A 26,097-nucleotide genomic window follows, 5' to 3' on the forward strand; every position below is an offset into this window, starting at 1 on the left:
CCCTACAGCGATTCGAGAATGGCGACGACGCCCTGGCCGCCGGCGGCGCAGACGGAGACCAGGCCCCGTGCGGGCCGTCCGTCCGTCCTGCCTTTGGCGTGGAGCTGCTTGGCCAGCGAAGCCACAATCCGGCCGCCGGTGGCGGCGAAAGGATGGCCGGCGGCCAGGGACGAGCCGTTGACGTTCAGGCGCGAACGGTCGACGCTGCCCAAGGCGCCGTCCAGGCCAAGACGGGTCCGGCCGAATTCCTCGTCCTCCCAGGCCGCCAGAGTGCTGAGGACCGTGGCGGCAAAGGCTTCGTGGATCTCGAAGTAGTCGATGTCAGCAAGCGTGAGGCCTTGCCGGGCCAGCAGCCTGGGCACGGCGAACACGGGAGCCATGAGCAGGCCGTCTTTGCCGTGGACAAAGTCGACGGCGGCAGCCTCGGCATCTACCACTGCCGCGAGCTTGGGCAGGTCATGGGCGTCTGCCCAGGACTCGGAAGCCAGCAGGACCGTTGAGGCCCCGTCCGTCAGCGGCGTGGAGTTGCCGGCCGTCATGGTGGCGTCGGCACCGAGGTTCTTGCCGAAGACCGGCTTGAGGGTAGCGAGCTTTTCGAGCGACGTATCGGCGCGGAGGTTGCCGTCGCGCGCCAGGCCCCGGTACGGCGTAATGAGGTCATCGAAGAACCCGGCCTGGTAGGCGGCCGCGAGGTTCCGGTGGCTGTTGTAGGCCAGCTCGTCCTGGGCCTCACGCGAAATCTTCCACTGTGCCGTGGTGAGGGCCTGGTGCTCCCCCATGGACAGGCCGGTTCGGGGCTCGGCCGTCCCGGGAGCCAGCGGGGCCAGGTCCTTGGGCCGCAGCCGGCCGAGGATCTGCAGCCGCTGCGGCAGCGTCTTTGCCCGGCTGAGGTCCAGGATCACTTCGCGAAGGCCCTCGCTGACCACCACGGGAGCATCCGAAGCGGAATCCACGCCGCCGGCCACTGCTGAGTCGATCTGTCCCAGCTTGATCTTGTTCGCCAGGCCCACCACGGTCTCCAGGCCGGTGGCACAGGCCTGCTGCAGGTCGTAGGCTGGGGTCTCGGCGGAGAGCGCGGAGCCCAGCACGGCTTCACGGGTGAGATTGAAGTCCCTGGAGTGCTTGAGGACCGCACCGGCGGCCACTTCCCCGATGCGCTCATCCTGCAGTCCGAACCGGGCGATGAGCCCGTCCAGTGCCGCGGTCAGCATGTCCAGGTTGGAGGACTTTGCGTAGGCACTGCCGGCGCGGGCAAACGGAATCCGGTTTCCTCCGACGATCACTGCCTTGCGGAGGCCAGGGGTTCCTGCAGTCGGGCTGCCTGCTTCTTCGGGTCCAGCGGTGGACTGTCCGTCAATGGACATGGATATCTCCTCGGGTCACGTGCGGTTACCGATACCCAGCGTACCTGATACGCTGGGTATCGTGAACAACCACGACAACGGCCCGGCTGTGCCGCCTGCACCCGGCAGCCCTGACGGGCGCTCTTCGCGCTGGCAGAGCCACCGGGAGGAACGCCGCAGGGAGCTGATCAAGTCTGCACGGCGAGCAGTGCACGTGCTGGGCAGCGACGCCTCCATGGAAGAGATCGCTGCCGCAGCCGGCACCTCGAAGTCCGTTTTCTACCGCTATTTCGGTGACAAGGCCGGGCTTCAGCAGGCCGTAGGCGAAGTTGTCCTGAGCCAGATGCAGCGCCGGATCCAGGAAGCCGCCCAGAACGCGGACACTCCGCGCGAAGGCCTCCTGGCCATGGTCTCCGCCTACCTCCAGATGGCGGACACCAGCCCGAACGTCTACACGTTCGTCACCCGGTACGGCAGCGGCGACCCGGAGGTTTCCTCGGGCGCAGTGTCCGGGGCGCTCGGACATTTCTTTGACGCCGTGGCCGACATGATCGCCACCCCCATGAGATCTCACCTGGGCGACGGCAAGCAGGCAGTGATCGGCTACTGGCCCAAGGCGGCTATCGGAATGGTGCGTAACGCCGGGGAACAATGGCTGAGCACTCCGGACTCCCCTGCCAAGCCCGGCCAGGAGGCGATGGCACGGCAGATCACAGCCTGGCTGTGCGTAGGCATCGCCCCCGAACTCTCAACCTCGGCACGCGGATGACCCCACACTGCCCGCCAGGCAAGACACGACCCGCAGCCAATGTAACCAACTACCCGTAACCACAAGCACTGTCAGCACCAACGAAGGACATTGACATGACTGAAGTAGTGGACCGTCCAGCCGGCAAGGGGCAGCGCCCCGCCGCCAAACCGGCGACTGGCCCGTCCCGGGCCCAGCCCGCCGTCGACGTGGAAGCACTGGGCCGGCAACTGCTGGGCAAATGGGCCGACGTCCGGCTCCAGGCCCGGGAGCTTGCAGCCCGCCCCGAGCTCCACAAGATCGAGGGCCTGACGCACACCGAGCACCGGAAACGGGTGTTCGGACAGTTGCGGTACCTGGTGGAGAATGAAGCCGTCCACCGCGCCTTCCCGGAAGCGCTGGGCGGTTCCGACGACCACGGCGGCAACATCGCCGGCTTCGAGGAGCTGGTGGTGGCCGATCCCTCACTCCAGATCAAGGCCGGGGTACAGTGGGGACTTTTCGGCTCTGCCGTCATGCACCTCGGTACTGCCGGACACCACGCCAGGTGGCTTCCGGGCATCATGAACCTGGACATTCCCGGCTGCTTCGCCATGACCGAAACGGGACACGGCTCGGACGTGGCCAGCATTGCGACCACCGCCACCTATGACCCGTCCACGGAGGAATTCGTGGTGCACACCCCCTTCCGCGCCGCCTGGAAGGATTACATCGGCAATGCAGCCACCGACGGACTGGGCGCCGTGGTGTTCGCACAGCTGGTCACCCGCGGAGTAAACCATGGCGTCCATGCCTTCTACGTGGACCTCAGGGATCCGCAGACCAAGAAGTTCCTGCCGGGAATCGGAGGCGAGGACGACGGCATCAAGGGCGGGCTCAACGGCATTGACAACGGCCGGCTGCACTTCACCAACGTCCGGATCCCCCGGACAAACCTCCTCAACCGCTACGGCGACGTTGCTCCTGACGGAACCTATTCGTCGCCCATTGCCAGCCCCGGCCGCCGGTTCTTCACCATGCTCGGCACCCTGGTCCAGGGACGGGTATCGCTGGACGGCGCTGCGGTGGCGGCATCCAAAGTGGCTCTGAAGGCGGCCGTCGGCTACGCCACGGAACGCCGCCAGTTCAATGCCTCCTCACACACCGACGAGGAAGTCCTTCTCGACTACCAGCGGCACCAGCGGCGCCTGTTCACGCGGCTTGCAACCACCTATGCCGCCGGGTTCGCCCACGAACAGCTGCTGGAGAAATTCGACGACGTCTTCTCCGGCGCCCACGACACGGACGAGGACCGCCAGGACCTGGAAACCCTGGCTGCCGCCCTGAAGGCCCTGAGCACCTGGCACGCGCTGGACACGCTGCAGGAATGCCGGGAAGCCTGCGGCGGCGCCGGCTTCCTGATCGAAAACCGCTTCGCGTCATTGCGGGCAGACCTGGACGTCTACGCCACGTTCGAGGGTGACAACACGGTACTGCTGCAGCTGGTGGCCAAGCGCCTCCTGGCTGATTACGCCAAGGAGTTCCGGAACGTGGACTTCGGAGTCCTGGCCCGCTACGTGGTGGGCCAGGCCACGGGCGCCGCGATCCACCGGACGGGCCTGCGCCAGGTTGCCCAGTTCATGGCCGACACCGGTTCGGTGCAGCGGGCGGCCATCGCCCTCCGCGACGAGGAGGGCCAGCGTGCGCTGCTCACTGACCGGGTGCAGACCATGGTGGCGGAGGCGGCGGGCTCGCTCCGGGGCAGCAACCGGCTCTCCCAGGAGAAGGGCGCCGCGCTCTTCAACCGGCACCAGAACGAGCTCATCGACGCCGCGCAGGCGCACGCCGAGCTCCTGCAGTGGGAGGCCTTCACGGACGCGCTCCGCGAGGTTGAGGATCCCGGGACCAGGCTGGTCCTGACCTGGCTGCGGGACCTTTTCGGCCTGTCGCTGATCGAGAAGAACCTGTCCTGGTATCTCATGAACGGGCGTCTCTCCATGCAGCGGGGCCGCACGGTGGGCGAGTACATCAACAGGCTGCTGGTGAAGATCCGGCCGCACGCCCTGGACCTCGTGGAAGCGTTCGGTTACGGCGATGACCATGTGCGCGCAGCCGTGGCCACGGGCGCCGAGAAGGAACGGCAGGACGAGGCGCGGGCCTACTTCCGCAGCCAGCGGGCCAGCGGCCAGGCACCGGTGGACGAGAAGGTGCTGCTCGCCAGGACCGCCGCGGCCAAGCGGAACTGACCGTCCCCTGGCGCCATGAACGACGACGGCGCCGCTCCCCTCGAGGGGGAAGCGGCGCCGTCGTCGTCATGAAGCGTCCTTCACATAGCTTCGCTAGCTCCGGGCCGGAAGCACGGAGCGGTACACCTCGAGCGTGGTTTCCGTGATGGATTCCCAGGAGAAGTGCTTCTCGGCACGCAGCCGGCCCGCCTTGCCCATGGCGCGGGCGCGCTCCGGGTCGGAGACCACCTCGGTGAGGGCTGCCGCGAACTCGGTCACGAATTTTTCAGGATCGAGGGGCGTTCCGGTGCCGTCGGTGACCTGCTCGAGGTCAACCAGGAGGCCGGTCTGGCCGTGCTCCACAACCTCCGGAATTCCGCCGGTGGCGCTGGCAACCACCGCTGCGCCGCAGGCCATGGCCTCCAGGTTGACGATGCCCAGCGGCTCGTAGATGGAGGGGCAGGCGAAGGCAGTCGCGTGGCTGAGCACCTGGATGAGCTCGTGGCGCGGCAGCATCCGCTCGATGAGCACCACGCCGGTCCGCTGGCTTTGCAGTTCCTCAATAAGCCGTGCCGTTTCGGCAGCCAGTTCGGGAGTGTCAGCGGCGCCCAGGCACAGGACCAGCTGAACATCGGCCGGCAGCTTGGCCGCTGCGCGGAGGAGGTAGGGGACGCCCTTCTGGCGCGTGTTCCTGCCCACAAAGACCACGCTGGGCTTCGCGGGGTCAATGCCCAGGGCGCGGACGGCGTCGTCATTTTCGTCACGTTGCCACATGTCGACATCGATGCCGTTGTGGACCACCCGGACCTTTGCGGAATCGACGTCCGGGTAGCTGCGCAGGATGTCCTGGCGCATGCCCTCCGACACCGCGATGATGGCTGCCGCCGCCTCGTACGCCGTCTTCTCCACCCAGGACGAGAGCGCGTACCCGCCACCGAGCTGCTCCGCCTTCCAGGGCCGCAGCGGCTCCAGGCTGTGGGCGCTCAGGACATGCGGGATACCGTGCAGCAGGGATGCCAGGTGCCCTGCCATGTTGGCGTACCAGGTGTGCGAATGGACCAGGTCCGCGCCTTCCACGTCCGGCACAATCCGCAGGTCCACACCGAGGGTCTGGACCGCGGCGTTGGCTCCGCCAAGGTCCTCCGGCACCTGGTAGGACGTTACGGTGGCGCCATGATAGTCGGTATCGCGGGGAGCCCCAAAAGCACGAACCTGCAGGTCAACATGCTTACTAAGCACCCTGCTCAATTCGGCCACGTGGACTCCGGCGCCACCGTAGATCTCCGGCGGGAACTCTTTGGTCACAATGTCTATTCGCACAAGACCCAAGGTAGTCCTTCCCGCTTAACTGTTCTAGTGTGAAGGGGTCCGGGCGTACCGGACTGTCTTGGGGAGTTACGAAGGCGTACAGGAGCGACCATCATGCCGTTGAACAAAAAAGTCCTGGCCATTGTCCTCGCGGGTGGCGAGGGAAACAGACTGATGCCACTGACGGCAGACCGGGCCAAACCTGCTGTACCCTTCGCCGGGAGCTACCGCCTGATCGACTTTGCGCTGTCCAACCTGGTGAATTCCCGCTACCTGCAGATTGTTGTACTGACGCAGTACAAGTCGCACAGCCTTGACCGCCACATCTCGGAGACCTGGCGCATGTCCACCCAGCTGGGCAACTACGTCGCCTCGGTGCCGGCGCAGCAGCGTGTGGGCAAGAGCTGGTTCCTGGGCAGCGCCAACGCCATCTACCAGTCCCTGAACCTCATTCATGACGCCAACCCGGACATCGTGGTGGTGGTCGGAGCCGACCACGTCTACCGCATGGACTTCGCCCAGATGGTGGAGCAGCACGTCAACAGCGGCGCCAAGGCAACGGTCGCCGCCGTCCGGCAGCCGCTGCACATGGCGGACCAGTTCGGCGTGATCGAGGTGGACCAGGACAACCCGCAGAAGATTTCAGCGTTCGTGGAGAAGCCCTCCAGCACTCCGGGCCTCGCCGCCGATCCCTCGCAGTTCCTGGCCTCCATGGGCAACTACGTCTTTGACGCCGACGCTTTGGTGGCCGCGCTCCACGTCGACGCCGAGCGGCTGGACACCAAGCACGACATGGGCGGGGACATCATCCCCTACTTCGTCAACCAGGGCGAGGCCGACGTGTACGACTTCACCCTCAACGACATCCCCGGCTCCACCGAGCGTGACCGCACCTACTGGCGGGATGTGGGCACCATCGACTCGTTCTATGACGCGCACATGGACCTCATTTCCCCGCTGCCGGTGTTCAACCTTTACAACTCCGAGTGGCCCATCTACACGAGGCAGAGCATCTCCCCGCCGGCAAAGTTCGTGCGCGGCCAGAACAACACGGTGGGCACCGCGCTGGATTCGATCGTTTCCAGCGGCGTGGTGATTTCCGGCGGCATCGTGGAGGGCTCAGTCCTGTCCAACGACGTCTACGTGGCCACCAGCAGCCGGGTTATCGACTCCGTCCTGATGGACAAGGTTCAGATCGGCGAGGGCGCCGTTGTTAACCGGGCCATCATCGACAAGAACGTCAAGGTGCCCGCGGGAGCGGCGATCGGACTGGACGCCGACCTGGACCGTGCCCGCGGCTTCAAGGTCACCGAGTCCGGCATCACGGTCCTCGCCAAGGGGCAGACCGTTCCCGAACCCACTGACGACGAGCGGCAGCTTGCCGCGCGGAACCTCCACCTTGTCCCGAATGCGGTCAAGGCGGCCGCAGGCCACCACCCCGACCTGCAGGAATCGGTGGACAGGGTTGCCGAGACGCACGCTGCGGCTGCTGCCGACGCTGCACCGGGCGCCAGGATCTAGCACCTGACCCCAGGGCCGGCCCGCCTCCAAAGGTGCGGCCGGCAGTGTCCCAGGCTGTAAAATCGGTACAATGAGCTCCCCCGATCTGACCCCTGAGGAAATCCAGGCCTGCCTCAAGGTCCTGAACACCATCCACGCCTATGACGAGGAGCACCCGGACTACATCTCGGTGCGGCGCGCCACCGGGAAGATGTTCAAGGCCGTCAAGCGGCACCGGCGCGTGACCAAGCGTGACCTGATTTCCGAGGCAGACCGGGCAGTGCTCGCCCAGACCGCCACCGCCGCTCCCGACCGGATCGACGACGAGACCCGCGGCAACAAGCTGGCCACCTCGGCCACGGGCGCAGTTGCAGGACACCTCATCCGGTCGCGTCCGTGCTACATCTGCAAGCAGCACTACACGCAGGTGGACGCTTTCTACCACCAGCTGTGCCCGGAGTGTGCCGCGTTCAGCCACAGCAAGCGGGACGCCCGGACAGACCTGACCGGGCGCCGCGCCCTGCTGACCGGCGGACGGGCCAAGATCGGCATGTACATCGCCCTTCGGCTGCTGCGCGACGGTGCCCACACCACCATCACCACCCGCTTCCCCAAGGATGCCGCCCGCCGCTTTGCCGCGATGGAGGACAGTGGCGAGTGGCTGCACCGGCTCCGTATCGTGGGCATAGACCTGCGGGATCCTGCCCAGGTCATGGCCCTGACGGACTCTCTTTCCGAGGCCGGGCCGCTGGACATCATCATCAACAATGCCGCCCAGACCGTCCGCCGTTCCGGCAATGCCTACAAGCCGTTGGTGGACGCCGAGGATGAGCCCCTGCCGGCAGCCCTGGAGCAGGCGAACGGCGGCCCGGAACTGGTGACGTTCGGCCACGCGCATGACAAGCACCCCCTGGCGCTGGCCAGCAGCGTCACCGAGCACCCTGTGCTGGCCGGAGACGCGATCACGTCCCTGGCGCTGTCCACCGGTTCCGCATCACTGGAGCGGATCGCGTCCGGGACGGCCATCGACGCCGGCGGCCTGGTTCCGGACCTGGCTACGATCAACAGCTGGACCCAGGTGGTGGACGAGGTTGACCCGCTGGAAATGCTGGAGGTGCAGCTCTGCAACGTCACGGCACCCTTCCTGCTGGTAAGCCGTCTGCGCGCCGCCATGAAGCGCTCCACAGCCCGGCGCAAGTACATCGTGAACGTCTCCGCCATGGAAGGCCAGTTCTCCCGCGCCTACAAGGGCCCCGGCCACCCGCACACCAACATGGCCAAGGCAGCGCTCAACATGATGACGCGCACCAGCGCCCAGGAGATGCTGGACACCGACGGCATCCTGATGACTGCCGTGGACACGGGCTGGATCACCGACGAGCGTCCGCACTTCACCAAGGTCAGGCTCATGGAAGAAGGCTTCCACGCACCCCTGGACCTTGTGGACGGCGCCGCCCGCGTCTACGATCCCATCGTCATGGGCGAGAACGGCGAGGACCAGTACGGTGTGTTCCTTAAGGACTACAAACCCAGCCCCTGGTGAGGGTAAGCTCGCGGCATGAGCGGCGAACCGATATCTGAAGTGCAGAATCTTGAACACCACGAGTGCTGGGCCATGCTCCGGAACGTGTCCGTCGGCAGGCTGGCCGTCCTGGTCTCGGGCCGGCCGGATATCTTCCCCATCAATTACACGGTGGACGGCGGCACCCTGGTGTTCCGCACGAGCGAAGGAACCAAGCTCTCCGGAGCCTCGGAAGACGCTGCCGTGGCCGTGGAAGCCGACGGAGTGGATCCTGACACCGGGCTGGCCTGGAGCGTGGTGGTGAAGGGGACGGCCGCCGTCGTCACCGGCACGGAGCAGGTCCTGGAGACCACCCAGCTCTTCCTCTTCCCGTGGCAGGCGGGCAAGAAGGACGTGTTCGTCCGCATCACCCCGGACACCATCACGGGCCGCCGCTTCAGGGTGACGGAACCCATGACCTGGTGGACCCAGCTCAGCGGCGCCATCAAGACTGCTCAGGAGTAAAACCCCGCACCGCCACGGCCGGAGTGCACACCTGCCGCGGCCTCACCTGCCGGTGGCTGAGCCCTGCCTGGTACTGGCGCGAACTTTGGTGCCGGACGCGGCTGCGGGCAGTCAGCCCACGAGGGCGGAGGCAACAGCAAGGTAGATCGTCACAGTCAGGATGTCCTGTACCACCGTGGCGAGGGGCCCGGAACCGAAGGCCGGGTCCTGGCCCAGCCTGCTGATTACCCAGGGCAGAACCAGGGCGATGACTGTAGCGATTGAAGCGGCAGCCAGCAGCGAGAGAGCGACCGCCAGGGCCACGGCCCAGTCCTGCCAGATCAATCCCACAACGAGCAGTGACACCCCTCCAAGGAGCAGACCCAGAATCACACCAGTGGCGATCTCGCGGCCAATGATTCGCCGCACGCCTACACCAAGCGAAAGGCCTCGAATGACAAGCGCTTCCGTCTGTGTTCCGATCGCGTCGGCGAGATAAACCACGCCGGGGACAAAGAAAGCGATGAGGACGTGCTCAGCCAGATCGGCCTCAAAGTTGCCCACCACCCCGGCCGCGAGCAACGCACCGATGAGCCCAACACCCAGCCATGGAAGTCGATGCCATAGGCGACGCAGCAGCGGCTCCACCGTCGTCAGCTGAGCGGGCGATGCAGAGCGCAGGAATCCGCCTAGACGCACCATGTCCTCGTCATGCTCAGTCAGCAGCACCTCAAGCATCGCGTTGGCGGGTATGAGACCGCCGAACCGGCCATCGTCAATGACGGCGAGGGTCGGCTCATTGTGGTGGACGGCTTTCCAGGCCGCATGCTCCTGCACGGTTGAGGACGCGACAACCGGCGGGTTGGCGTCCATCAGCAGGCTCATCGGAGTGGCAGGCGGGGCGGCGAACAGCTTCTCGATGGTGACCAGGCCGAGCAGTTGGTCACCATCAAGGACTGCGACCGCTGCGGCACTGTCGTAGTGTTGGCCGCGCATGGCGTCCAGAACGTGGGTGGCCAATTCGTCGCGGCGCGCCGTGGGCACGTGGAATGAAGCATGCTGCGCCGCTGTGCGGAACTGGTCGGACCTGGCAGGATCGAGAATCGTCATCGGACATCCTTCGACAGCTTTAGGCGCGATACCTGCGCCACCTCAGACGAGCCTGGAGCTACGCCTTGCCGCCGCCGCGGGCATCGGACAGTGCTACCAACCCATGCTATCGCCCCACTCATGATCCTGGCGTAAATGAGGCCTGGGACGACCCGGTCGCAGCCCTTCGTCTGCGCAGCCTCGTGCCCAAAGTGACCCCTACGCAGACAACAATCAATGACTTAAGGATCCAGGGGAACCGGTGCTTCAGCTGCGCCATCAGGTACGCCGTCGCTCGACCCGGCGGGGAAGGCCATTCTTGGCCGCGGCGGGTGCCTGGGCCGGTTAGGCTGGGACAGCGCGGACGATTTCTGAAATGGGGACCAGATATGAACCGAACCGCTATGGGCACTGCCGCAGTCATTCTCGCCTTCTCCTTGGCATCATGCTCAGGTTCCGCACCCACGCGGCCGCCGGAGGATGGCGGAGCTTATGAGTCGATAGACGACTTGCGGGAGGCTGTGGAATCCGCTGGCCTGCTATGCCAGGAACTGGTTCTGGACACCCCTCCTTCCAAATTCTCCGCCACCTCCGCAAGCTGCAGCGAGTTTACCTACCTTGCGATCTACACCGACGACGTTTATCTGGCGGCGCAGCTGGATTTCTGGAGGCCGGTTGGGCAACGCGCGATCAACGTGGGCAAGAACTGGACAGTGGTCAGCGAGGACCCGAAGCTCATCCAAAAGAACCTTGGCGGCTCGGTCCTCCATACAGGGCCCTAAAGACGGTCCTGTGGCAACAGCCCAGACGGGGTGTGTGCGGTAGCGGCAAGCCGATGTCTGCTCCAGGCTGGGCATCCCCGTACTGGAAAGTTAGGAACTCCCCCAGAAGCCGTAAGCAAGCGCGCGGCTCCACACGGCTGCCGGTCAGGCGAGCTGGGTGATCTCCACGCTGACGCTCAGCGCGGAACCGCCACCGCCGGACAGGATGCCCTTCAGCGGCGGCACGTCACGGTAGTCCCGCCCCCGGGCCACGGTGACGTGGAAGTCGCCGGCGGGCTTGTGGTTGGTGGGGTCCCAGCTGCGCCAGTCGCCGTCCCAGAACTCCAGCCAGGCATGCGACTGCCCCGCCACTGTCTCGCCGATGCCGGCACTGGACCGCGGGTGCAGGTAGCCGGACACGTAGCGTGCCGGGATACCGCAGCTGCGCAGCGCACCGATCGCCAGGTGTGCCAGGTCCTGGCAGACACCCTGGCGCTGGCCCCATGCCTCCTCCGCGTTGGTGGTCACCGCGGTTGAACCGGACATGTAGGTCATCTCGCCGCGCATCCACTCAAACACGGCCATGGCGGCCTCGTGCGGGTTCTTCCCTGCCACGACTCCGGGAATGATGCCCAGGACTTCGTCCCCCGGGCCGCTGAGCCTGGACTGCGGGAGCCAGTCGCTGAACGTGTTGAGGGTTTCCGGTGAGGCCAGGACGTCCCAGCCGGCAATGTCCGCCTCGGCCGGGATCTTCTCGGCACGGTGGACTTCCACCGTGATGTTGGAAACGACCTCGAGGTGGTCGTGCGGCATCTGCATGTCGAACGCCGTGACCCGGGTGCCCCAATAGTCGCGGTAGGTGCTGACGGCGGCCTGCGACGGCGAAACCTTGACCACCGATTCCAGCACCACCTGCTGGGAATCGGTGAGCGGGGTCATCCGGGCCTCGTTGTAGGACAGGGTGACCCGCTTGTTGTACTTGTAGGCCGTCTTGTGGACGATGCTCAGCCGGGTCATGAAACTTCTCCCACCCAGGCCAGTTCATCCGCCTGATTGAAGTACTTACGGGAAATGGCGTCCGACGCCTGCGCCACGGCTTTCTGCACGCGCTCCATGTGCTCAGGGAGCTCGGACATCAGGTCATCCGTCCGGTGGAACTCAAGGAAGGTCCGCGCCTGGCCTACGATCCGCCGCGCGTCGTTGATGAACCCCACCCGCTGGGCGGAGGGATCCAGCTTGGCCAGGCACTCGTCTGCGTCCCTCAGGGCGTAGACGATGGACCTCGGGAAGAGCCGGTCCAGGAGCAGGAACTCGGCGGCGTGCTGGTCGCCGAAGGCGGCACGGCGGGTGCGCAGGAAGGACTCGTACGCACCGGCGCAGCGGAGCATGTTGACCCAGGACATCCCGGCAGAGAGCACGTCCCGGGTGGAGAGCATGCGGGCGGTCATGTCCGCGCGTTCCAGCGACCGGCCCAGCACCAGGAAGAGCCAGCTTTCGTCATGGCTGACGGTGGTGTCCGCCAGGCCGCTGACCATGGCGGTCCGTTCCAGCGTCCAGTTGCAGAACCGGTAGGTGCCCACCACGTCCTTGCGGTGCTGGCTGAGCCCGTAGTAGGTGGTGTTCAGGCTCTCCCACAGGCCCGAGGAGACAGTTTCCCGGGCGCGCCGGGCGTTCTCCCGCGCGGCCCCCAGGGACCCTGCAATGGAGGTGGCGCTGGTCTTGTCATAGGCAAGGGCGTGGAGAAGCTCGGGCAGGCCGAAGTCCTCGCTCTGCGGGCGTGCGCCCATGACGGCCAGGAGTTCCTGGGCCACGCTCTTGCGCTCGTCCATGGGCAGGTGGTTGAGCCGCTCGAGGTGGACGTCGAGGATGCGGGCTGTGCCGTCCGCCCGTTCCACATAACGGCCGATCCAGAATAGGGACTCGGCAATACGGCTAAGCATTCGCGGCTACCTCCTGCGTGCCCGAAACTGGAAAAGAAGACTGCCAGGTCACGGCCCGGCTCACTGCTGCTGCTCCGACTGGCGGTCCCGCCAGTTGCTCTCCACCGGCCATACCGAGACGCGTTCCCGGACGGAGATGGAGGGCCGGGGCACGGTTTCCACCGGCACCTGGGGTGAATCGGCCAGGACCCAGGTGTCCTTCGATCCGCCGCCCTGGCTGGAATTCACGATCAGCGACCCCTCCTTGAGCGCCACGCGCGTCAGCCCGCCCGGGAGCACCCAGACGTTGTCGCCGTCGTTTACTGCGAAGGGCCGCAGGTCCACGTGGCGGGGGCCGAATTTGTCCCCGCTCAGCGTGGGGACCGTGGAGAGTTGCAGCACCGGCTGGGCAATCCAGCCGCGGGGATCGGCGATGATCCGCTGGCGGAGTGCATCGAGTTCGTCCCTGGACGCGTCCGGTCCGATGACCAGGCCCTTGCCGCCGGAGCCGTCCACCGGCTTGACCACCAGCTCGGCCAGGTTGTCCAGGGTGTATTCGCGGGCTTCCTTCTCCTCCAGGCGGTACGTGTCCACGTTGGCGATGATGGGTTCCTCGCTGAGGTAGTAGCGGATGAGGTCAGGGACGTAACTGTAGACCAGTTTGTCGTCCGCGACGCCGTTGCCCACGGCGTTGGCGATAGTCACGCCGCCTGCCCGGGCGGCGTTGACCAGGCCCGGGCAACCGAGCATGGAATCTGAACGGAACTGCAGCGGGTCCAGGAAATCGTCATCGATCCGCTTGTAGATGACATCCACGCGCTGTTCGCCGGCCGTGGTGCGCATGTAGACACGGTTACCGCGGCAGATGAGGTCGCGGCCTTCCACGAGTTCCACGCCCATGAGGCCCGCGAGGAGGGTGTGCTCGAAGTAGGCGCTGTTGAACACGCCGGGGGTGAGGACCACCACGGTGGGATCGTCGACGCCGGAGGGTGCGGTCTTGCGCAGGGCAGAGAGCAGGCGGCGGGGGTATTCCTCGACCGGCCGGATGAGCTGCTGGCCGAACGCCTCAGGCAGGCCCTTGGCCATGGCCCGGCGGTTCTCCAGGACGTAGCTCACGCCGGAGGGAACGCGGACATTGTCCTCAAGCACGCGGAAGGTCCCGGCAGCGTCGCGGACAACGTCAATGCCGGAAATGTGGACACGGACGCCGCCCGCCGGTTCGAACCCGTGGACCTGCCGGTGGAAGTGCGCGCTGGTGGTGACCAGCTGCCGGGGGATCACGCCATCGGCAACGACGGTCATCTTGTCGTACACATCGTTGAGGAAGGCCTCCAGCGCGCGGACGCGCTGGGCCACGCCGCGTTCCAGCACGTCCCACTCCCCCGCCGGAATGACCCGGGGAACGATGTCCAGCGGGAAGGGGCGCTCCTCCCCCGCAAAGTCGAAGGTCACACCGCGGTCCAGGAAGGTACGCGCCATGGAATCTGCGCGGGCGCTCACATCGGCAAGGGAGAGCTTGCGGAGGGCGTCCGCCACCTGCCCATACGAGTCCCGGGCCTGTTGCCCGGGAGCGAACATCTCGTCGTAGGCTCCGGACCGGCCGGCGGCCACGGAGTAATCCTGGAATAGGTCTGACATGTCCAATAGCCAACCATCTTTTTGTTTCGAATTCATTACTGCCATCCATACTGGCGTGTTGGCGGGGATGCCCTGGTTCGTGCATTGCGCCTCTTTTCCGGCACAGTAGGTGAGTGCCAGTCCCCAGATCCTTCCGCGAGCCCGGTCCGGACCTGCCCGGACGGCCCGGGAGGCTCCTCCCTGGGCTGGCCACAGCGGCCGTTGCCCTGGCGGCTGCATTCCTGGTCCACCGGCTGGTTCCCGCGCTTCCCGCAATGACGCTGGCAGTGGTGCTGGGTGTCCTGGCCGCCAACCTTCCCGCGTCCGGGGTATGGACAGCCGGCAGGGCGCGGCCGGGATTGGACTTCGCGGGGAAGCACCTCATGCGCGGCGGCATCGTTCTGCTGGGCCTGAAAGTCAGCATCATGGACGTGCTGGGACTGGGCTGGCTGGCGCTGGTCCTGATCGTCGCCGTGGTGGCGGCCAGCTTTGGCGGCACCTACCTGATCTCCCGGCTGTTCCGGCTGCCGCCGGTCACCTCGCTGCTGGTGGCCACCGGCTTCTCGATCTGCGGTGCCTCCGCCATCGGCGCCATGGCCGCCGTCCGCCGGATCCGGCACGTGGACACGGTCCTGCCGGTGGCGGTCGTAACGCTTTGCGGCACCCTTGCCATCGGCGTCCTGCCCCTGCTGGTCCATCCCCTCCAACTCAGCGCGCCCGTGTTCGGCGCCTGGACGGGCGCTTCAGTGCACGATGTGGGCCAGGTGGTGGCCACGGCGCAAACCGCAGGGACGGCGGCGCTGGGCATCGCCGTCGTGGTTAAGCTCACCCGCGTACTCCTGCTGGCGCCGGTGGCGGCACTGGCCGGTGCGCACCACCGGTTCGCGCCGCGGGGAGGGAACGCCGCGGACCGCGACAACGCAAAACTGCCACCCATGGTGCCGCTGTTCGTCCTGGGCTTCGTGGCGATGGTGGGCCTCCGCTCAACCGGCTGGCTGGCTGAAGGCTGGCTTGAGGCGGGGGCGGCACTGCAGGACATCCTGCTGGGCGCCGCGCTCTTCGGCCTGGGGTCCGCCGTCAGGATCCGGACGCTCCTGCATACAGGCGGGCGGGCACTGCTGGCGGCGCTGGCGTCGTGGTTCCTGATCGCCGTCCTGGGGCTGGCGGCGGCCCTGCTGATCGCCGGATAACCACGTGATTAGATAGCTGGGTGTCACATGAGAATCTGCAGCGCGATGAAGCCGCCCACCGTTCAGCCCTGATCAGCACCACCGGTTATGACGTCTCCCTGGACGTGCGGCAGGCGGCCGATCCGGAAGTGGCGGGCTATCCGACACGCAGCATTATCACCTTCACGGCCTCGCAGCCGGGGGCATCAACATTCCTGGACTTCATCGGCGAGGTCCACAGTGTTGTCCTCAACGGGAAGGAACTGCGCGTGGAGGACGTGTCGGACGGCGCCAGGATCAGGCTGGACAACCTGCAGTCCGAAAACCACGTGGCCGTCACCGGCACTGCCCTGTACAGCCGCTCCGGCGAAGGCATGCACCGCTTCTTCGATCCGGCAGACGGCCAGTGCTACCTCTACACGCAGTACGAGCCCGCCGACGCCCGCCGGGTCTTCGCCAACTTCGAACAGCCTGACCTCAAGGCCTCCTTCACCTTTCACGTGACCGCACCGGCCGGCTGGCAGGTGGCCTCCAACGGCGGGGAGGCTGCCCGCACCCTCCTCAGCGGCGACCCCTCTGCCGCCCGGTGGGACTTCGCCACCACCGGCCGGATGTCCACCTACATCACCACCGTGCTGGCCGGCCCGTACTTCAGGGCTGAGGACCGCTGGCAGGCAACGCTCGACGACGGCACCTCCCTGGACGTGCCGCTCGCCCTCTACTGCCGGGCGTCGATGGCAGAGTCTTTCGACACAGACCAGCTTTTCCAGCTGACGAAGAACGGCCTGGACTTCTTCAACCGGCTATTCGACTACCCCTATCCCTGGGGCAAGTACGACCAGGCTTTCGTCCCCGAATACAACCTTGGTGCCATGGAGAACCCCGGTCTGGTGACGTTCACCGAGAGCTACGTGTTCACCTCGCGCGCCACGGACGCCCAGTACCAGGGGCGCGCCAATACCCTGATGCACGAGATGGCGCACATGTGGTTCGGCGACCTGGTCACCATGCAGTGGTGGGACGACTTGTGGCTCAAGGAATCCTTCGCCGACTACATGGGCACCCTGGGCGTGGACCGCGCCACGGACTGGGACACCGCGTGGGTGAACTTCGCCAACAAGCGCAAGGCCTGGGCCTATGTCCAGGACCAGCTGCCCACCACCCACCCGATCGTTGCGGACATCCCGGACCTTGAAGCCGCCAAACAGAACTTCGACGGCATCACCTACGCCAAGGGCGCCTCTGTGCTGAAGCAGCTGGTGGCCTACGTCGGGTTCGAGGCCTTTATCAGCGGCTCCCGCGACTACTTCCGCAAGCACGCGTACGGCAACACGACGCTTGACGACCTGCTGGCCGCATTGAGTGCCTCCTCAGGGCGGGACCTGGCCGGCTGGGCGCAGCAGTGGCTGCAGACCTCGGGCATCTCCACGCTGTCCCTGGAGATTGTGCCGGGAAGGATTGTGCCCGGCGAAGCTGTGCCGGGCGCGGACGACGACGGCGTGCTGGGCAGGGCGGCCATCGTCCAGGCAGCCACGGACCCGGTCACAGGACGGGAGGAGCTTCGGCCGCACCGGCTGCGCGTTGGGTCCTATAATTTCGACGGCGGCGGGGCCCTGGTGCGCACCGACAGTTTCGAAACGGATGTGGCCGGGGCCCGGACGGCACTCCCCCAGCTCGCCGGCAAGCCCCGGCCCGCGCTCCTGCTGGTCAACGATGACGACCTCACCTACGCCAAGGTGCGGCTGGACCCGGCGTCCGAGGCAACTGTCCGTTCGTCCCTGGACCGGATCGGGGACCCCATGGCCCGTGCGCTCTGCTGGACGGCGCTCTGGAACTCGGCCCGGGACGGGGAAAGCCCGGCGGCGCGGTACGTCGAAGCCGTGGTTGCGTTTGGTCCGGCCGAAACAGGAATCGGCGTCCTGTTGAACATCCTCGACAACGCAGGCACCGCCGTCGAACGCTACACGCCGGCCGGCGAACGTGCTGCGCTGCGGTCCACGTTCCTGGCAGCGGCAGCGGCGCAACTGGAAAGGGCCGCACCCGGCTCCGACCAGCAGCTGGCCTGGGCCCGGACCCTCGCCAGCACCAGCCGGCACGATGATGCAATGCTGTCCCGGCTGCGCAGGCTCCTTGACGGCACGGCACCAGTGGACGGCCTGGCCGTGGATGCCGAGCTGCGCTGGCACCTCTGGCATGCTCTGGCAGCCAACGGCCAGGCGGCAGTGGAGGAACTGGACGCCGAACTCGCCCGTGACACCACGGCGTCCGGACGCGCCGGCCATGCCACAGCCCTCGCCGCCCGTCCGGACCCGGAGGCCAAGGCAGCAGCGTGGAAAGCGGCAGTGGACGGGAACGGGCTCTCCAACCAACTGCTCAGCGCCACCATCAGCGGGTTCATGACGGCGCCTGCGGATCTGCTGGAGCCGTTCGTGGAGCCCTATTTCGGGTGCCTGCGCAGCATTTGGGAGAACCGCAGCATCGAGATCGCCAGCCGGATTGTCCGGGGCCTCTACCCGCTGGCCCAGGACCTGGCCGAGGGCACCGACCCGGCAGCGCACCCCACCATCCGGCGCACGGACGAATGGTTGGCCGCCAATGCGGACGCGCCCCGCGCCCTGCAGCGCATCATTGTGGAACAGCGCAGCCACCTGCTGCGGGCACTGACGGCGCAGGCCGCCGTCGTGAATTCACCATCGATTGCTCCCTAAGTGCCGTTTCGAACCCCCAAAACGACAGTAGGTGGGCCCATGCCGGCAGGGTTCCCTGGCCGAACTTGTGACGTTAGGGGCCGGCAGGGACAGTGGATGGGCTCAGGGGACGCGGTGGAGCCACTCGGCGGTGCCGAACTTGGTGCCGACGCGCTCCCGGGCGGTGGCGAGCTCGCCCTCCGTCAGCTCTGATGGCGTGGCGCCGTACCGGTCGGTGAAAACATCCGCCATGGCGGCGATGATGGCTGCGCGGGCCAGTCCGGTCTGGCGCCGGAGCGGGTCCACCCGTTTCTTGGCGCTGCGGGTCCCCTTGTCCGAGAGCTTTTCCTTGCCGATCCGCAGCACGTCCACCATTTTGTCGGCGTCGATGTCGTAACTCATGGTGACGTGGTGCAGCATGCCGCCGTTGGCGAGCCGCTTCTGCGCGGCCCCGCCGATCTTGCCCTGGTCCGTGGCGATGTCGTTCAGGGGCACGTAGAAGGCGTTGATGCCAAGCTTTTCCAGTGCGGCCATGACCCACGCGTCCAGGAAGGGATAGGAGTCCGCGAAGCTGAGTCCGTCCACGAGGGTCTGCGGCAGGTACAGCGAGTACGTGATGCAGTTGCCGGCCTCCATGAACATCGCTCCCCCGCCGCTGATGCGCCGGACAACCTTGATGCCGTGCTTCGCCACGCCGCCGGGGTCCACCTCGTTGCGGTAGGACTGGAAGCTGCCAATCACCGTTGACGGCTCCTGCCAGTCCCAAAACCGCAGGGTGGGGTGGCGGCGTCCCGCGCCGACCTCCTCGGTGAGGACCTCGTCCAGGGCCACGTTGATTTCTGTGGGCAGGACGGTGGGTGCGATGAGGTTCCAGTGGTGGTCCGCCCAGGAGGTTGCCTTGGCCAGGGCACGGCGGACGGCGATGGCGACGGCCTCCGCGGAGAAGCCGAACAGGGCAGCGCCGGCCGGCAGCGAAGAGGACACGACGGCGGCAAGCTCGGCCGCCGTCGTGGTGTCCGGCAGCCCCGTGAGCCCCCGGTTGATGTCCAGGAGGGCCTCGTCCGGTTCCAGGAAGAAGTCGCCGCTGAGGTTGACGTTGGCGAGGCGGCCGTCAACAACGTCCAGGTCCACCACCACAAGCTTGCCGCCGGGCACTTTGTATTCACCGTGGCGGCGGGAGATGGAGTGGCCTGCTGAAGAGGGTGTGGTGCTCATGCCATCCATCCTCCCCCAGAAGTGCCGGATGCCTGTAACAGCGGGCCGGGACGCAGAAAGCCCGCACCGTTTGCCGGTGCGGGCTTTCCCAAAAGAACCTTGCGGAAGTGCGTTACTTCTTGCCGCCGAAGCCCTTGAAGCGAGCGTTGAAGCGCTCGACGCGGCCTGCGGAGTCCATGATGCGCTGCTTGCCCGTGTAGAACGGGTGCGACTCGGAGGAGATTTCGACATCGATGACCGGGTAGGTGTTGCCGTCTTCCCATTCGATGGTCTTCGAGGAGGAAACGGTGGACTTGGTCAGGAACTTCGTGCCGGAAGCCAGGTCGTTGAAAACAACAGCTTCGTACTTCGGGTGGATATCAGACTTCATAATTGGACCTTTGTTCGCACAACTGGATTTTGCCAGCTGCCAGGTATGAATGGGATGGTCAGCAGCGTCGCCCGGGGGCGCACTACAGCCAGCTGTCAATAATAGCGTAAGAACGCGGATGCCCGCGAACCAACCTCCTGGCTGGCTACACCCCTAGTTCCGGGGCCGCAGCTCCCAGAAGGCCACAGCTGATGCGGCTGCGACATTCAGGGAATCCACGCCGTTGCGCATGGGTATTTTCACGGCGATATCGACGGCGGCGAGTGTCCCGGCGCTCATGCCGGCGCCCTCGGTGCCAAGCACCAGGGCAAGCTTCCCTGGGTTCCGGGCGGCGACGGCGTCCACATCCTGGGCGTCGTCCGTGAGCTCCAGCGCGGCAACGGTGAAGCCGTGGTCCTTCAGCAGGTGAAGGTCTTCCGGCCAGGTGGTGAGCCGGGCCCATGGCACCTGGAACACCGTGCCCATGCTCACCCGGACGCTCCGCCGGTAAAGGGGGTCCCCGCAGCGGGGAGAGACAAGGACGGCATCGATGTCCAGCGCGGCGGCCGACCGGAAGATGGCGCCCACATTGGTGTGGTCCACGATGTCCTCCAGGACAGCCACCCTGCGTGCCCCGGCCAGCAGTTCCGGCAGCGGCACGGGCGCCGGGCGCTGCATGGCGGCCATGGCGCCCCGGTGGAGGTGGAAGCCGGTAATGTCCTCCAGCAGGTCCGCGCTGCCGATGAAGGCAGGGACCTGGGGATAGGCATCCAGGACGTCCCGGAGGTCCTCAAGCCACTTCTCCGCCAGGAAGAACGAGCGCGGCTGGTGTCCTGCTGCCAGGGCACGCCGCAGCACCCGGGAGGACTCGGCGATGTACATGCCCTCGGCAGGTTCACGCAGCTTGCGCAGGTGCACGTCCGTGAGCTGCGTGTAGTCGGCGACTCTGGGGTCCGCGGCCGATTCAAGATAGTGGATTGTCACCGGGTGATTATTTCAGCAGATTTGCGATCATGAAGCCCAGCGCCACCAGGCCCAGGAGCAGGATCACTGCGCGCAGCACCGTGGGTGAGAGCCGGCGGCCCACCTTGGCCCCGAGAAGTCCGCCGATGCTCGAGCTGACGGCGATCAGCAGCACCACAAGCCAGTTGATCCGGTCGAAGGCGAAGATCACGTAGGACACGGCGGCCACGAGGTTCACTCCGAGCACCAGGATGTTCTTCATGGCGTTGGCGTTCTGGATGGTGCCGGTGAGGAAGATGCCCAGGATGCCCACCAGCAGGATCCCCTGCGCGGCCACGAAGTAGCCGCCGTAGACACCGGCCAGATAGACGAGCACCACCAGCAGCACCCCGTGCCGCTTGTCGCGCACAGCGTGCTCCGGGTTCTCCTCACGGGACCGGACCCAAGCCTGCAGCCTGGGCTGGAACACCACCATCAGGAGGGCCAGGACGATCAGGACGGGGGCAACGTAGTGGAAGACCTCCTCCGGCAGGTGCAGGAGCAGCCAGGCGCCGGAGATGCCGCCGAGAAGGGAGGCCGGCAGGAGACGCATCAGCTGGCGTCCGCGTCCCTTCAGTTCACGGCGGTAGCCGAAGGCGCCGGCCGCCGTGCCGAACACCAGCCCCATGGCGTTGCTCATGGAGGCCACCACCGGGGCGACCCCCAGGGCGATCAGGACGGGGAATGTCACCAGGGTGCCGGAACCCACCACGGCGTTGATGGTGCCGGCCCAGAGGCCGGCGATGGCCACAAAGATGCTGCTGAGAAGATCCAAGGTGCTGCGCTGCCGCTGTTAGCGGCGGGCGACGGCGGTGTACCGGCCGGCGTTGACGCTCATGTCCAGGTCCAGCCCGAAGGTTTTGCTGAGGTTCTCAGCGGTCAGGACGTCCGTGATGGGGCCTGCGGCGACCACTCCGCCGTCGCGCAGCAGCATGGCGTGGGTGAATCCCGGCGGGACTTCCTCAAGGTGGTGGGTGACCAGGACCATGGCCGGTGCGTCCTCATCCTGCGCCAGCTCTCCCAGCTTATGGACGAGTTCCTCGCGGCCCCCAAGGTCCAGGCCTGCCGCCGGTTCGTCGAGGAGCAACAGCTCGGGGTCGGTCATCAGGGCGCGGGCAATCTGTACACGCTTGCGCTCACCTTCGGACAGGGTGGCAAAAGTCCTGTTGAGGAGCGGGCCCATTCCCCAGTCGTTGAGCAAGCGGAAAGCCCGCCGCTCGTCGTCGCGCTCGTACCCCTCACGCCAGCGGCCGGTGACCCCGTAGGCGGCAGTGACCACCACGTTGAGGACGTTTTCCTGTTCCGGGATCTGGGTGGCCAGCGCGGCGGAGGACAGGCCGATGCGCGGGCGGAGCTCGAAGACGTCGGTGCGGCCCAGGGTTTCGTCGAGGATACCGGCCTTGCCGCTGCTGGGGTGCAGGCGCGCGGCCGCGATCTGCAGGAGCGTGGTCTTGCCGGCACCGTTGGGCCCAAGGATTACCCAGCGCTCGCCTTCATTGACTTCCCAGTCGATCTTGTCCAGCAGGGTTTTCTTACCGCGGACAACGCTGACGGAAGCCAATTCCAGAACATCACTCATAGGAGTAGACACTAGGACAAAAAAGAGGCCGACTGATAACCGGGGCAAGGTAACAGCGAAACCCTGGTTGGGCAGCCTCGCCAGGCGCCCGTCAGGCCGGCTGCGTGAGGATCACGGGTCCGGATTCGGTGACAGCGATGGTGTGTTCGGAATGGGCGGTCCGGCGGCCGTTGGAACTGCACAGGGTCCAGCCGTCAGGAGCCGTAATAAGTTTGCTGGTGCCGTCCATGACCCACGGTTCTATTGCCAGGAGCAGGCCGGGGCGGAGCTCGTACCCGCGGCCTGGCCTGCCGGTGTTCGGAATGTGCGGGTCTTGGTGCATGGTGCTTCCAACGCCGTGCCCGCCGAACTGCGTGTTGACCCGGTACTTGGCAGACTCCAGCACCGAGCCGATTGCGTGGGAGATGTCCCCGATGCGCGCCCCGGGCTGTGCCGCACCGATGCCCGCCGCCAACGCCCTCTCGGTTGTTTCGATCATGCGGGTGTCCTCGGGGGCAGCGGAATCCCCAACGACAAAGCTGATGGCGGAGTCCGTGACCCACCCATTGACGCTGGCTGCGAAGTCCAGGGTCAGCAGGTCCCCGTCCTGGAGGACATAGTCATGAGGGAGTCCGTGCAGCACGGCATCGTTGACGGACGTGCAGATGACCTTCCCGAAGGGCCCGCGCCCGAACGAGGGAGCGTAGTCGATATAGCAGGAGCGGGCTCCCGCCGCACGGATCATGACCGCAGCCCAGTCGTTGATCTCCAGGAGATTCGTACCGGGTCCGGTTCGCTCCCTCAGATCCCGCAGCGTATTTGCCACGAAGCGGCCCGAGGGGCGGGCCTGGTCAATCTCCCGCGGCGTGAGCAGTTCAATCAATGGTTCCTCCAGGTGTGAGCGATAATACTACCTGCCTGCCACCTCCCCGCAGCAGTGAAATGAATTCAAGGGACGCCTCCCCCGCTGGCTAAGATGGCAGGCATGACTTCGAACGTGACTGCGGTCAGCTACGGCCTGAATGTGTCTCCAACAGGGCTGGAGCAGCTCCGTTCCATCCTCACCGCACAAGGCGCCGCTGTGCTGTCCGAGGCCTCCTCCGGCGATAGCCGCTACCAGGTCCGTGTGACCGAGCTCCAGCTGCCGGACGCCACCGCGGCCGGGCTGGCCGCACTGCGCCACGCCGTTGCCGAAGCCTCCATCGCCGGCCTGGACACGGCGCTCGTCCCGGCCGGCCTCCGGTCGGCAGAACGCAAGCTGCTGATCATGGACGTGGACTCCACCCTGATCCAGCAGGAGGTCATCGAGCTTCTGGCCGCCTATGCCGGCAAGCGGGAAGAAGTGGCGGCCGTTACCGAGGCCGCCATGCGCGGCGAGCTGGACTTCACCCAGAGCCTCCACGCCCGCGTGGCCGTGCTCGCCGGGCTGCCGGCCGCCGTCGTCCATTCCGTCCGCAACGAGGTGAGGCTGAGCCTGGGAGCCGCCGAACTCGTGGCCGCCTTCAAGGCGGCAGGGCACGTGGTAGCCGTGGTGTCCGGCGGGTTCAACCAGATCCTTGAGCCGATTGCCGGTGAACTGGGCCTGGACTACTGGCAGGCCAACGAACTGGAGATCGTCGACGGCGAGCTGACGGGCAGGGTGCTGGGCGCAGTGGTGGACAGGGCGGCCAAGGAAAAGTACCTGCGTGAGTGGGCAGCCGCCGAGGGCATCGCCCTGGAACACACGGTGGCAGTTGGCGACGGAGCCAACGACCTGGACATGCTCGGGGCGGCCGGCATCGGCGTCGCGTTCAACGCCAAACCCGCCGTGCGGGCCGTGGCGGACGCCGCCGTCAACATGCCGTACCTCGACGCGGTCCGGCACGTCGCCGGCGTCTGAACCCAACAGCAAGACCCGCCCTTTAAATGCCGGATGGCACGTCGCGGCGCGACGTGCCATCCGGCATTTGGCATTGGCCTAGTTCGTGCCCTTACCGAAGTAGTCTGCGCCGCCGGCGTATTCGGTGTGGCCGGACTCGACGTCGGCGGTGACCATGCCGGCCACAACCTCCGCGAACTCCTCCACCGAGTACAGCTTGCCGGCTTCGGCCCGGCGGGCCTCGATGGCGCCCGGCGTGGAACGGTCAAGCAGCGTGGCCGTGACGGTGCCCTCGATCATGTCGCCGGAGACAACCACCAGGGTGATGCCCTTCTCGGCCAGGTTGGGGATGAGTTCGCGCAGGGCGTCCTCGCCGGCGCGCTTGCTGCGCGCCACCGGCTCGTAGGCTTCCATGGTGGGCACCGTGTTGATGAAGTGGGCCTGGTGGCTGGTGACGAAGACCACCCGCGAGCCTTCCTTCATCAGCGGCACGGCAGCGTTGAGCATGTTGATCTGGGCGTCGCGGTTCAGCTTGAGTGCGTAGTCCTCGCCCATCCCCGTTTCCATGCCGCCGGAGGCGTTCAGCACCAGGATGTCCAGGGAACCGAAGTTCTCCATGGCGGCTGAGGCCAGCGCCTGCACGCCTTCCTGGGTGGTGAGGTCCGCGCCGACGGCCACTGCACGTCCGCCGTCGGCTTCGATGCCCTGTACAACCTTGTTGGCGCGCGGTGCCTTCTGGCGGTAGTTCACCACGACGGCGGCGCCCTCGCGGGCAAGGTTCTTGGCTACCTCCGCGCCGATTCCGCGCGAGGATCCGGTCACGATGGCAGTCTTGTTATCCAGCAGTCCCATGCGGGCTCCTTTTGTCTGAAACGTCTAAATTGCTGATGGCCTGCAGTCCATCATGCCAGCGGCCCTGGCCAATTCCCTTGTGTGACCTGCACAAAGAAGCGCCCGGCTGCTAGTTTGCCGGCGCCGGTCAGTGCCCCATGCCCAGGCCGCCATCAACGGGGATGACGGCTCCGGAGATGTAGGCGGCCTCGTCGCTGGAGATCCAGCGGACCACGTTGGCTACCTCGGAGGCCTCGGCAAAACGGCCTGCCGGGATGCTGGACAGGTAGTCCTTCTGGGTGGCTTCGGGAAGTTCGGCAGTCATGTCCGTGTTGATGAAGCCGGGCGCCACAACGTTGGCGGTGATGCCCCGCGAACCGAGTTCTCGGGTCAGGGAGCGTGCGATGCCCACCAGGCCCGCTTTTGAGGCCGAGTAGTTGATCTGTCCGGGCGCACCGTACAGTCCCGATACGGAGGAGATGAGGACAACGCGTCCCTTGCGGAGCCGGATCATGCCCTTCGATGCGCGCTTAATGACCCGGAAGGATCCAGTGAGGTTGGTGTCGATGACGGACGTGAAGTCGTCTTCGCTCATGCGCAGCAGCAGGGTGTCCTTGGTGATGCCGGCGTTGGCCACCAGGACTTCCACCGGGCCGTGGGCAGCTTCCACTTCCTTGAAGGCCGCGTCCACGGAAGCCTCGTCCGTGACGTCCGCCTTGACGCCGAGGATCCCCTCCGGCAGCTTGGTTTCGCTGCGGTAGGTCACGGCAACCTTGTCGCCGTTGGCCAGGAAGGCCTCGGCGATGGCCAGGCCGATGCCGCGGTTGCCGCCGGTGATCAGGACGCTGCGGGGTGCGGTGGCTGCTTCAGTCATGTAGGGGCTCCGGAATCTGCGGCGCGCGGGGGCCGCTGTAGGTGGGGGTGATTTGGCTGA

At 66.3% G+C, this 26,097-nt stretch carries 23 protein-coding genes; 9 read left to right on the forward strand and 14 right to left on the reverse strand.

The genetic code is table 11. The annotated features are described in order from the left end of the window. Positions 1 to 2: 2 nt before the first annotated feature. A complete protein-coding gene (locus HTS88_RS00685; RefSeq protein ID WP_174174496.1) occupies positions 3 to 1,364 on the reverse strand; it encodes an acetyl-CoA C-acetyltransferase in 1,362 nt (453 codons plus the stop codon). Between HTS88_RS00685 and HTS88_RS00690 the strand changes: the two genes are divergently transcribed. Both HTS88_RS00690 and HTS88_RS00695 read left to right on the forward strand, forming a co-directional pair. After that, on the forward strand, positions 1,363 to 2,112 hold the full coding sequence (locus tag HTS88_RS00690; RefSeq protein ID WP_246255886.1) for a TetR/AcrR family transcriptional regulator: 750 nt from the start codon (positions 1,363 to 1,365) through the stop codon (positions 2,110 to 2,112). The two genes, HTS88_RS00685 and HTS88_RS00690, sit on opposite strands and share 2 nt — an antisense overlap. A 95-nt stretch (positions 2,113 to 2,207) precedes the next feature. Further along, on the forward strand, positions 2,208 to 4,316 hold the full coding sequence (locus HTS88_RS00695; RefSeq protein ID WP_174174498.1) for an acyl-CoA dehydrogenase family protein: 2,109 nt from the start codon (positions 2,208 to 2,210) through the stop codon (positions 4,314 to 4,316). 93 nt (positions 4,317 to 4,409) lie between these two features. On the opposite strand, the gene glgA is transcribed toward HTS88_RS00695, so the two are convergent. After that, complete coding sequence (glgA, locus tag HTS88_RS00700; RefSeq protein WP_343044855.1) at positions 4,410 to 5,615, reverse strand: glycogen synthase; 1,206 nt, start codon at positions 5,613 to 5,615, stop codon at positions 4,410 to 4,412. A gap of 102 nt (positions 5,616 to 5,717) precedes the next feature. Between glgA and glgC the strand changes: the two genes are divergently transcribed. From glgC to HTS88_RS00715, 3 genes are all read left to right on the forward strand, one after another. Further along, a complete protein-coding gene (gene glgC / locus HTS88_RS00705; protein WP_174174500.1) occupies positions 5,718 to 7,124 on the forward strand; it encodes a glucose-1-phosphate adenylyltransferase in 1,407 nt (468 codons plus the stop codon). 70 nt (positions 7,125 to 7,194) lie between these two features. Further along, on the forward strand, positions 7,195 to 8,646 hold the full coding sequence (locus HTS88_RS00710) for an SDR family NAD(P)-dependent oxidoreductase (protein WP_174174502.1): 1,452 nt from the start codon (positions 7,195 to 7,197) through the stop codon (positions 8,644 to 8,646). Positions 8,647 to 8,661: 15 nt separating this feature from the next. Then, the gene (locus HTS88_RS00715; RefSeq protein ID WP_104187199.1) at positions 8,662 to 9,129 is read left to right on the forward strand and encodes a pyridoxamine 5'-phosphate oxidase family protein; all 468 of its coding nucleotides are present in this window, start codon (positions 8,662 to 8,664) and stop codon (positions 9,127 to 9,129) included. Positions 9,130 to 9,240: 111 nt separating this feature from the next. Here HTS88_RS00715 and HTS88_RS00720 read toward each other — a convergent pair whose 3' ends face one another. Next, a complete protein-coding gene (locus HTS88_RS00720) occupies positions 9,241 to 10,218 on the reverse strand; it encodes a magnesium transporter (protein WP_174174505.1) in 978 nt (325 codons plus the stop codon). Between the two features lie 368 nt (positions 10,219 to 10,586). Between HTS88_RS00720 and HTS88_RS00725 the strand changes: the two genes are divergently transcribed. Then, positions 10,587 to 10,979: a hypothetical protein gene (locus tag HTS88_RS00725; protein WP_174174507.1), complete on the forward strand. Its 393-nt coding sequence runs from the start codon at positions 10,587 to 10,589 to the stop codon at positions 10,977 to 10,979. A 144-nt stretch (positions 10,980 to 11,123) separates the two neighbouring features. On the opposite strand, the gene HTS88_RS00730 is transcribed toward HTS88_RS00725, so the two are convergent. From HTS88_RS00730 to HTS88_RS00740, 3 genes are read right to left on the reverse strand one after another with little or no spacing between them, the layout of a single operon-like run. Beyond that, positions 11,124 to 11,975 (reverse strand): transglutaminase family protein, encoded by an 852-nt coding sequence (locus tag HTS88_RS00730; protein ID WP_174174509.1) that lies wholly within the window; start codon positions 11,973 to 11,975, stop codon positions 11,124 to 11,126. Then, positions 11,972 to 12,898 carry an alpha-E domain-containing protein gene (locus HTS88_RS00735; protein WP_066275749.1) on the reverse strand — a complete coding sequence of 309 codons (927 nt, stop codon included), beginning with the start codon at positions 12,896 to 12,898 and terminating at the stop codon, positions 11,972 to 11,974. The genes HTS88_RS00730 and HTS88_RS00735 overlap by 4 nt, the downstream gene beginning before the upstream one ends. 60 nt (positions 12,899 to 12,958) lie before the next feature. Then, on the reverse strand, positions 12,959 to 14,515 hold the full coding sequence (locus HTS88_RS00740) for a circularly permuted type 2 ATP-grasp protein (protein WP_174174511.1): 1,557 nt from the start codon (positions 14,513 to 14,515) through the stop codon (positions 12,959 to 12,961). Positions 14,516 to 14,628: 113 nt separating this feature from the next. Here HTS88_RS00740 and HTS88_RS00745 point away from each other — a divergent pair, with 113 nt between their 5' ends. Both HTS88_RS00745 and pepN read left to right on the forward strand, forming a co-directional pair. Next, positions 14,629 to 15,684, forward strand: a complete 1,056-nt coding sequence (locus tag HTS88_RS00745; protein ID WP_425515540.1) for a YeiH family protein — start codon at positions 14,629 to 14,631, stop codon at positions 15,682 to 15,684. A gap of 20 nt (positions 15,685 to 15,704) precedes the next feature. Continuing rightward, the gene (gene pepN / locus HTS88_RS00750; protein WP_174174514.1) at positions 15,705 to 18,371 is read left to right on the forward strand and encodes an aminopeptidase N; all 2,667 of its coding nucleotides are present in this window, start codon (positions 15,705 to 15,707) and stop codon (positions 18,369 to 18,371) included. Between the two features lie 102 nt (positions 18,372 to 18,473). Here pepN and lplAB read toward each other — a convergent pair whose 3' ends face one another. The 6 genes from lplAB to map all read right to left on the reverse strand — a co-directional run bounded on the left by lplAB (position 18,474) and on the right by map (position 23,357). Continuing rightward, positions 18,474 to 19,565 (reverse strand): lipoate-protein ligase LplAB, encoded by a 1,092-nt coding sequence (gene lplAB, locus HTS88_RS00755; protein ID WP_174174516.1) that lies wholly within the window; start codon positions 19,563 to 19,565, stop codon positions 18,474 to 18,476. A 112-nt stretch (positions 19,566 to 19,677) separates the two neighbouring features. After that, positions 19,678 to 19,935 (reverse strand): type B 50S ribosomal protein L31, encoded by a 258-nt coding sequence (locus tag HTS88_RS00760; protein ID WP_066275740.1) that lies wholly within the window; start codon positions 19,933 to 19,935, stop codon positions 19,678 to 19,680. 153 nt (positions 19,936 to 20,088) lie between these two features. Continuing rightward, positions 20,089 to 20,898 carry a TrmH family RNA methyltransferase gene (locus HTS88_RS00765; protein ID WP_174174518.1) on the reverse strand — a complete coding sequence of 270 codons (810 nt, stop codon included), beginning with the start codon at positions 20,896 to 20,898 and terminating at the stop codon, positions 20,089 to 20,091. Between the two features lie 7 nt (positions 20,899 to 20,905). After that, positions 20,906 to 21,691: a sulfite exporter TauE/SafE family protein gene (locus tag HTS88_RS00770; protein WP_174174520.1), complete on the reverse strand. Its 786-nt coding sequence runs from the start codon at positions 21,689 to 21,691 to the stop codon at positions 20,906 to 20,908. Between the two features lie 18 nt (positions 21,692 to 21,709). Continuing rightward, positions 21,710 to 22,495 (reverse strand): ABC transporter ATP-binding protein, encoded by a 786-nt coding sequence (locus tag HTS88_RS00775; protein ID WP_066275729.1) that lies wholly within the window; start codon positions 22,493 to 22,495, stop codon positions 21,710 to 21,712. A 91-nt stretch (positions 22,496 to 22,586) separates the two neighbouring features. Beyond that, positions 22,587 to 23,357: a type I methionyl aminopeptidase gene (gene map / locus HTS88_RS00780; RefSeq protein WP_174174522.1), complete on the reverse strand. Its 771-nt coding sequence runs from the start codon at positions 23,355 to 23,357 to the stop codon at positions 22,587 to 22,589. Positions 23,358 to 23,459: 102 nt separating this feature from the next. Between map and serB the strand changes: the two genes are divergently transcribed. Then, positions 23,460 to 24,353, forward strand: a complete 894-nt coding sequence (gene serB / locus HTS88_RS00785; protein ID WP_174174524.1) for a phosphoserine phosphatase SerB — start codon at positions 23,460 to 23,462, stop codon at positions 24,351 to 24,353. A gap of 78 nt (positions 24,354 to 24,431) precedes the next feature. Here the strand turns inward: serB and HTS88_RS00790 are convergent, their stop codons facing one another. Next, a complete protein-coding gene (locus tag HTS88_RS00790) occupies positions 24,432 to 25,184 on the reverse strand; it encodes an SDR family oxidoreductase (protein WP_174174526.1) in 753 nt (250 codons plus the stop codon). Positions 25,185 to 25,311: 127 nt separating this feature from the next. Next, positions 25,312 to 26,037 (reverse strand): beta-ketoacyl-ACP reductase, encoded by a 726-nt coding sequence (locus HTS88_RS00795; RefSeq protein WP_174174528.1) that lies wholly within the window; start codon positions 26,035 to 26,037, stop codon positions 25,312 to 25,314. Between the last annotated feature and the right edge of the window lie 60 nt (positions 26,038 to 26,097).

Source organism: Pseudarthrobacter oxydans (assembly GCF_013314975.1).
Taxonomy (GTDB): Bacteria; Actinomycetota; Actinomycetes; order Actinomycetales; family Micrococcaceae; genus Arthrobacter; species Arthrobacter oxydans.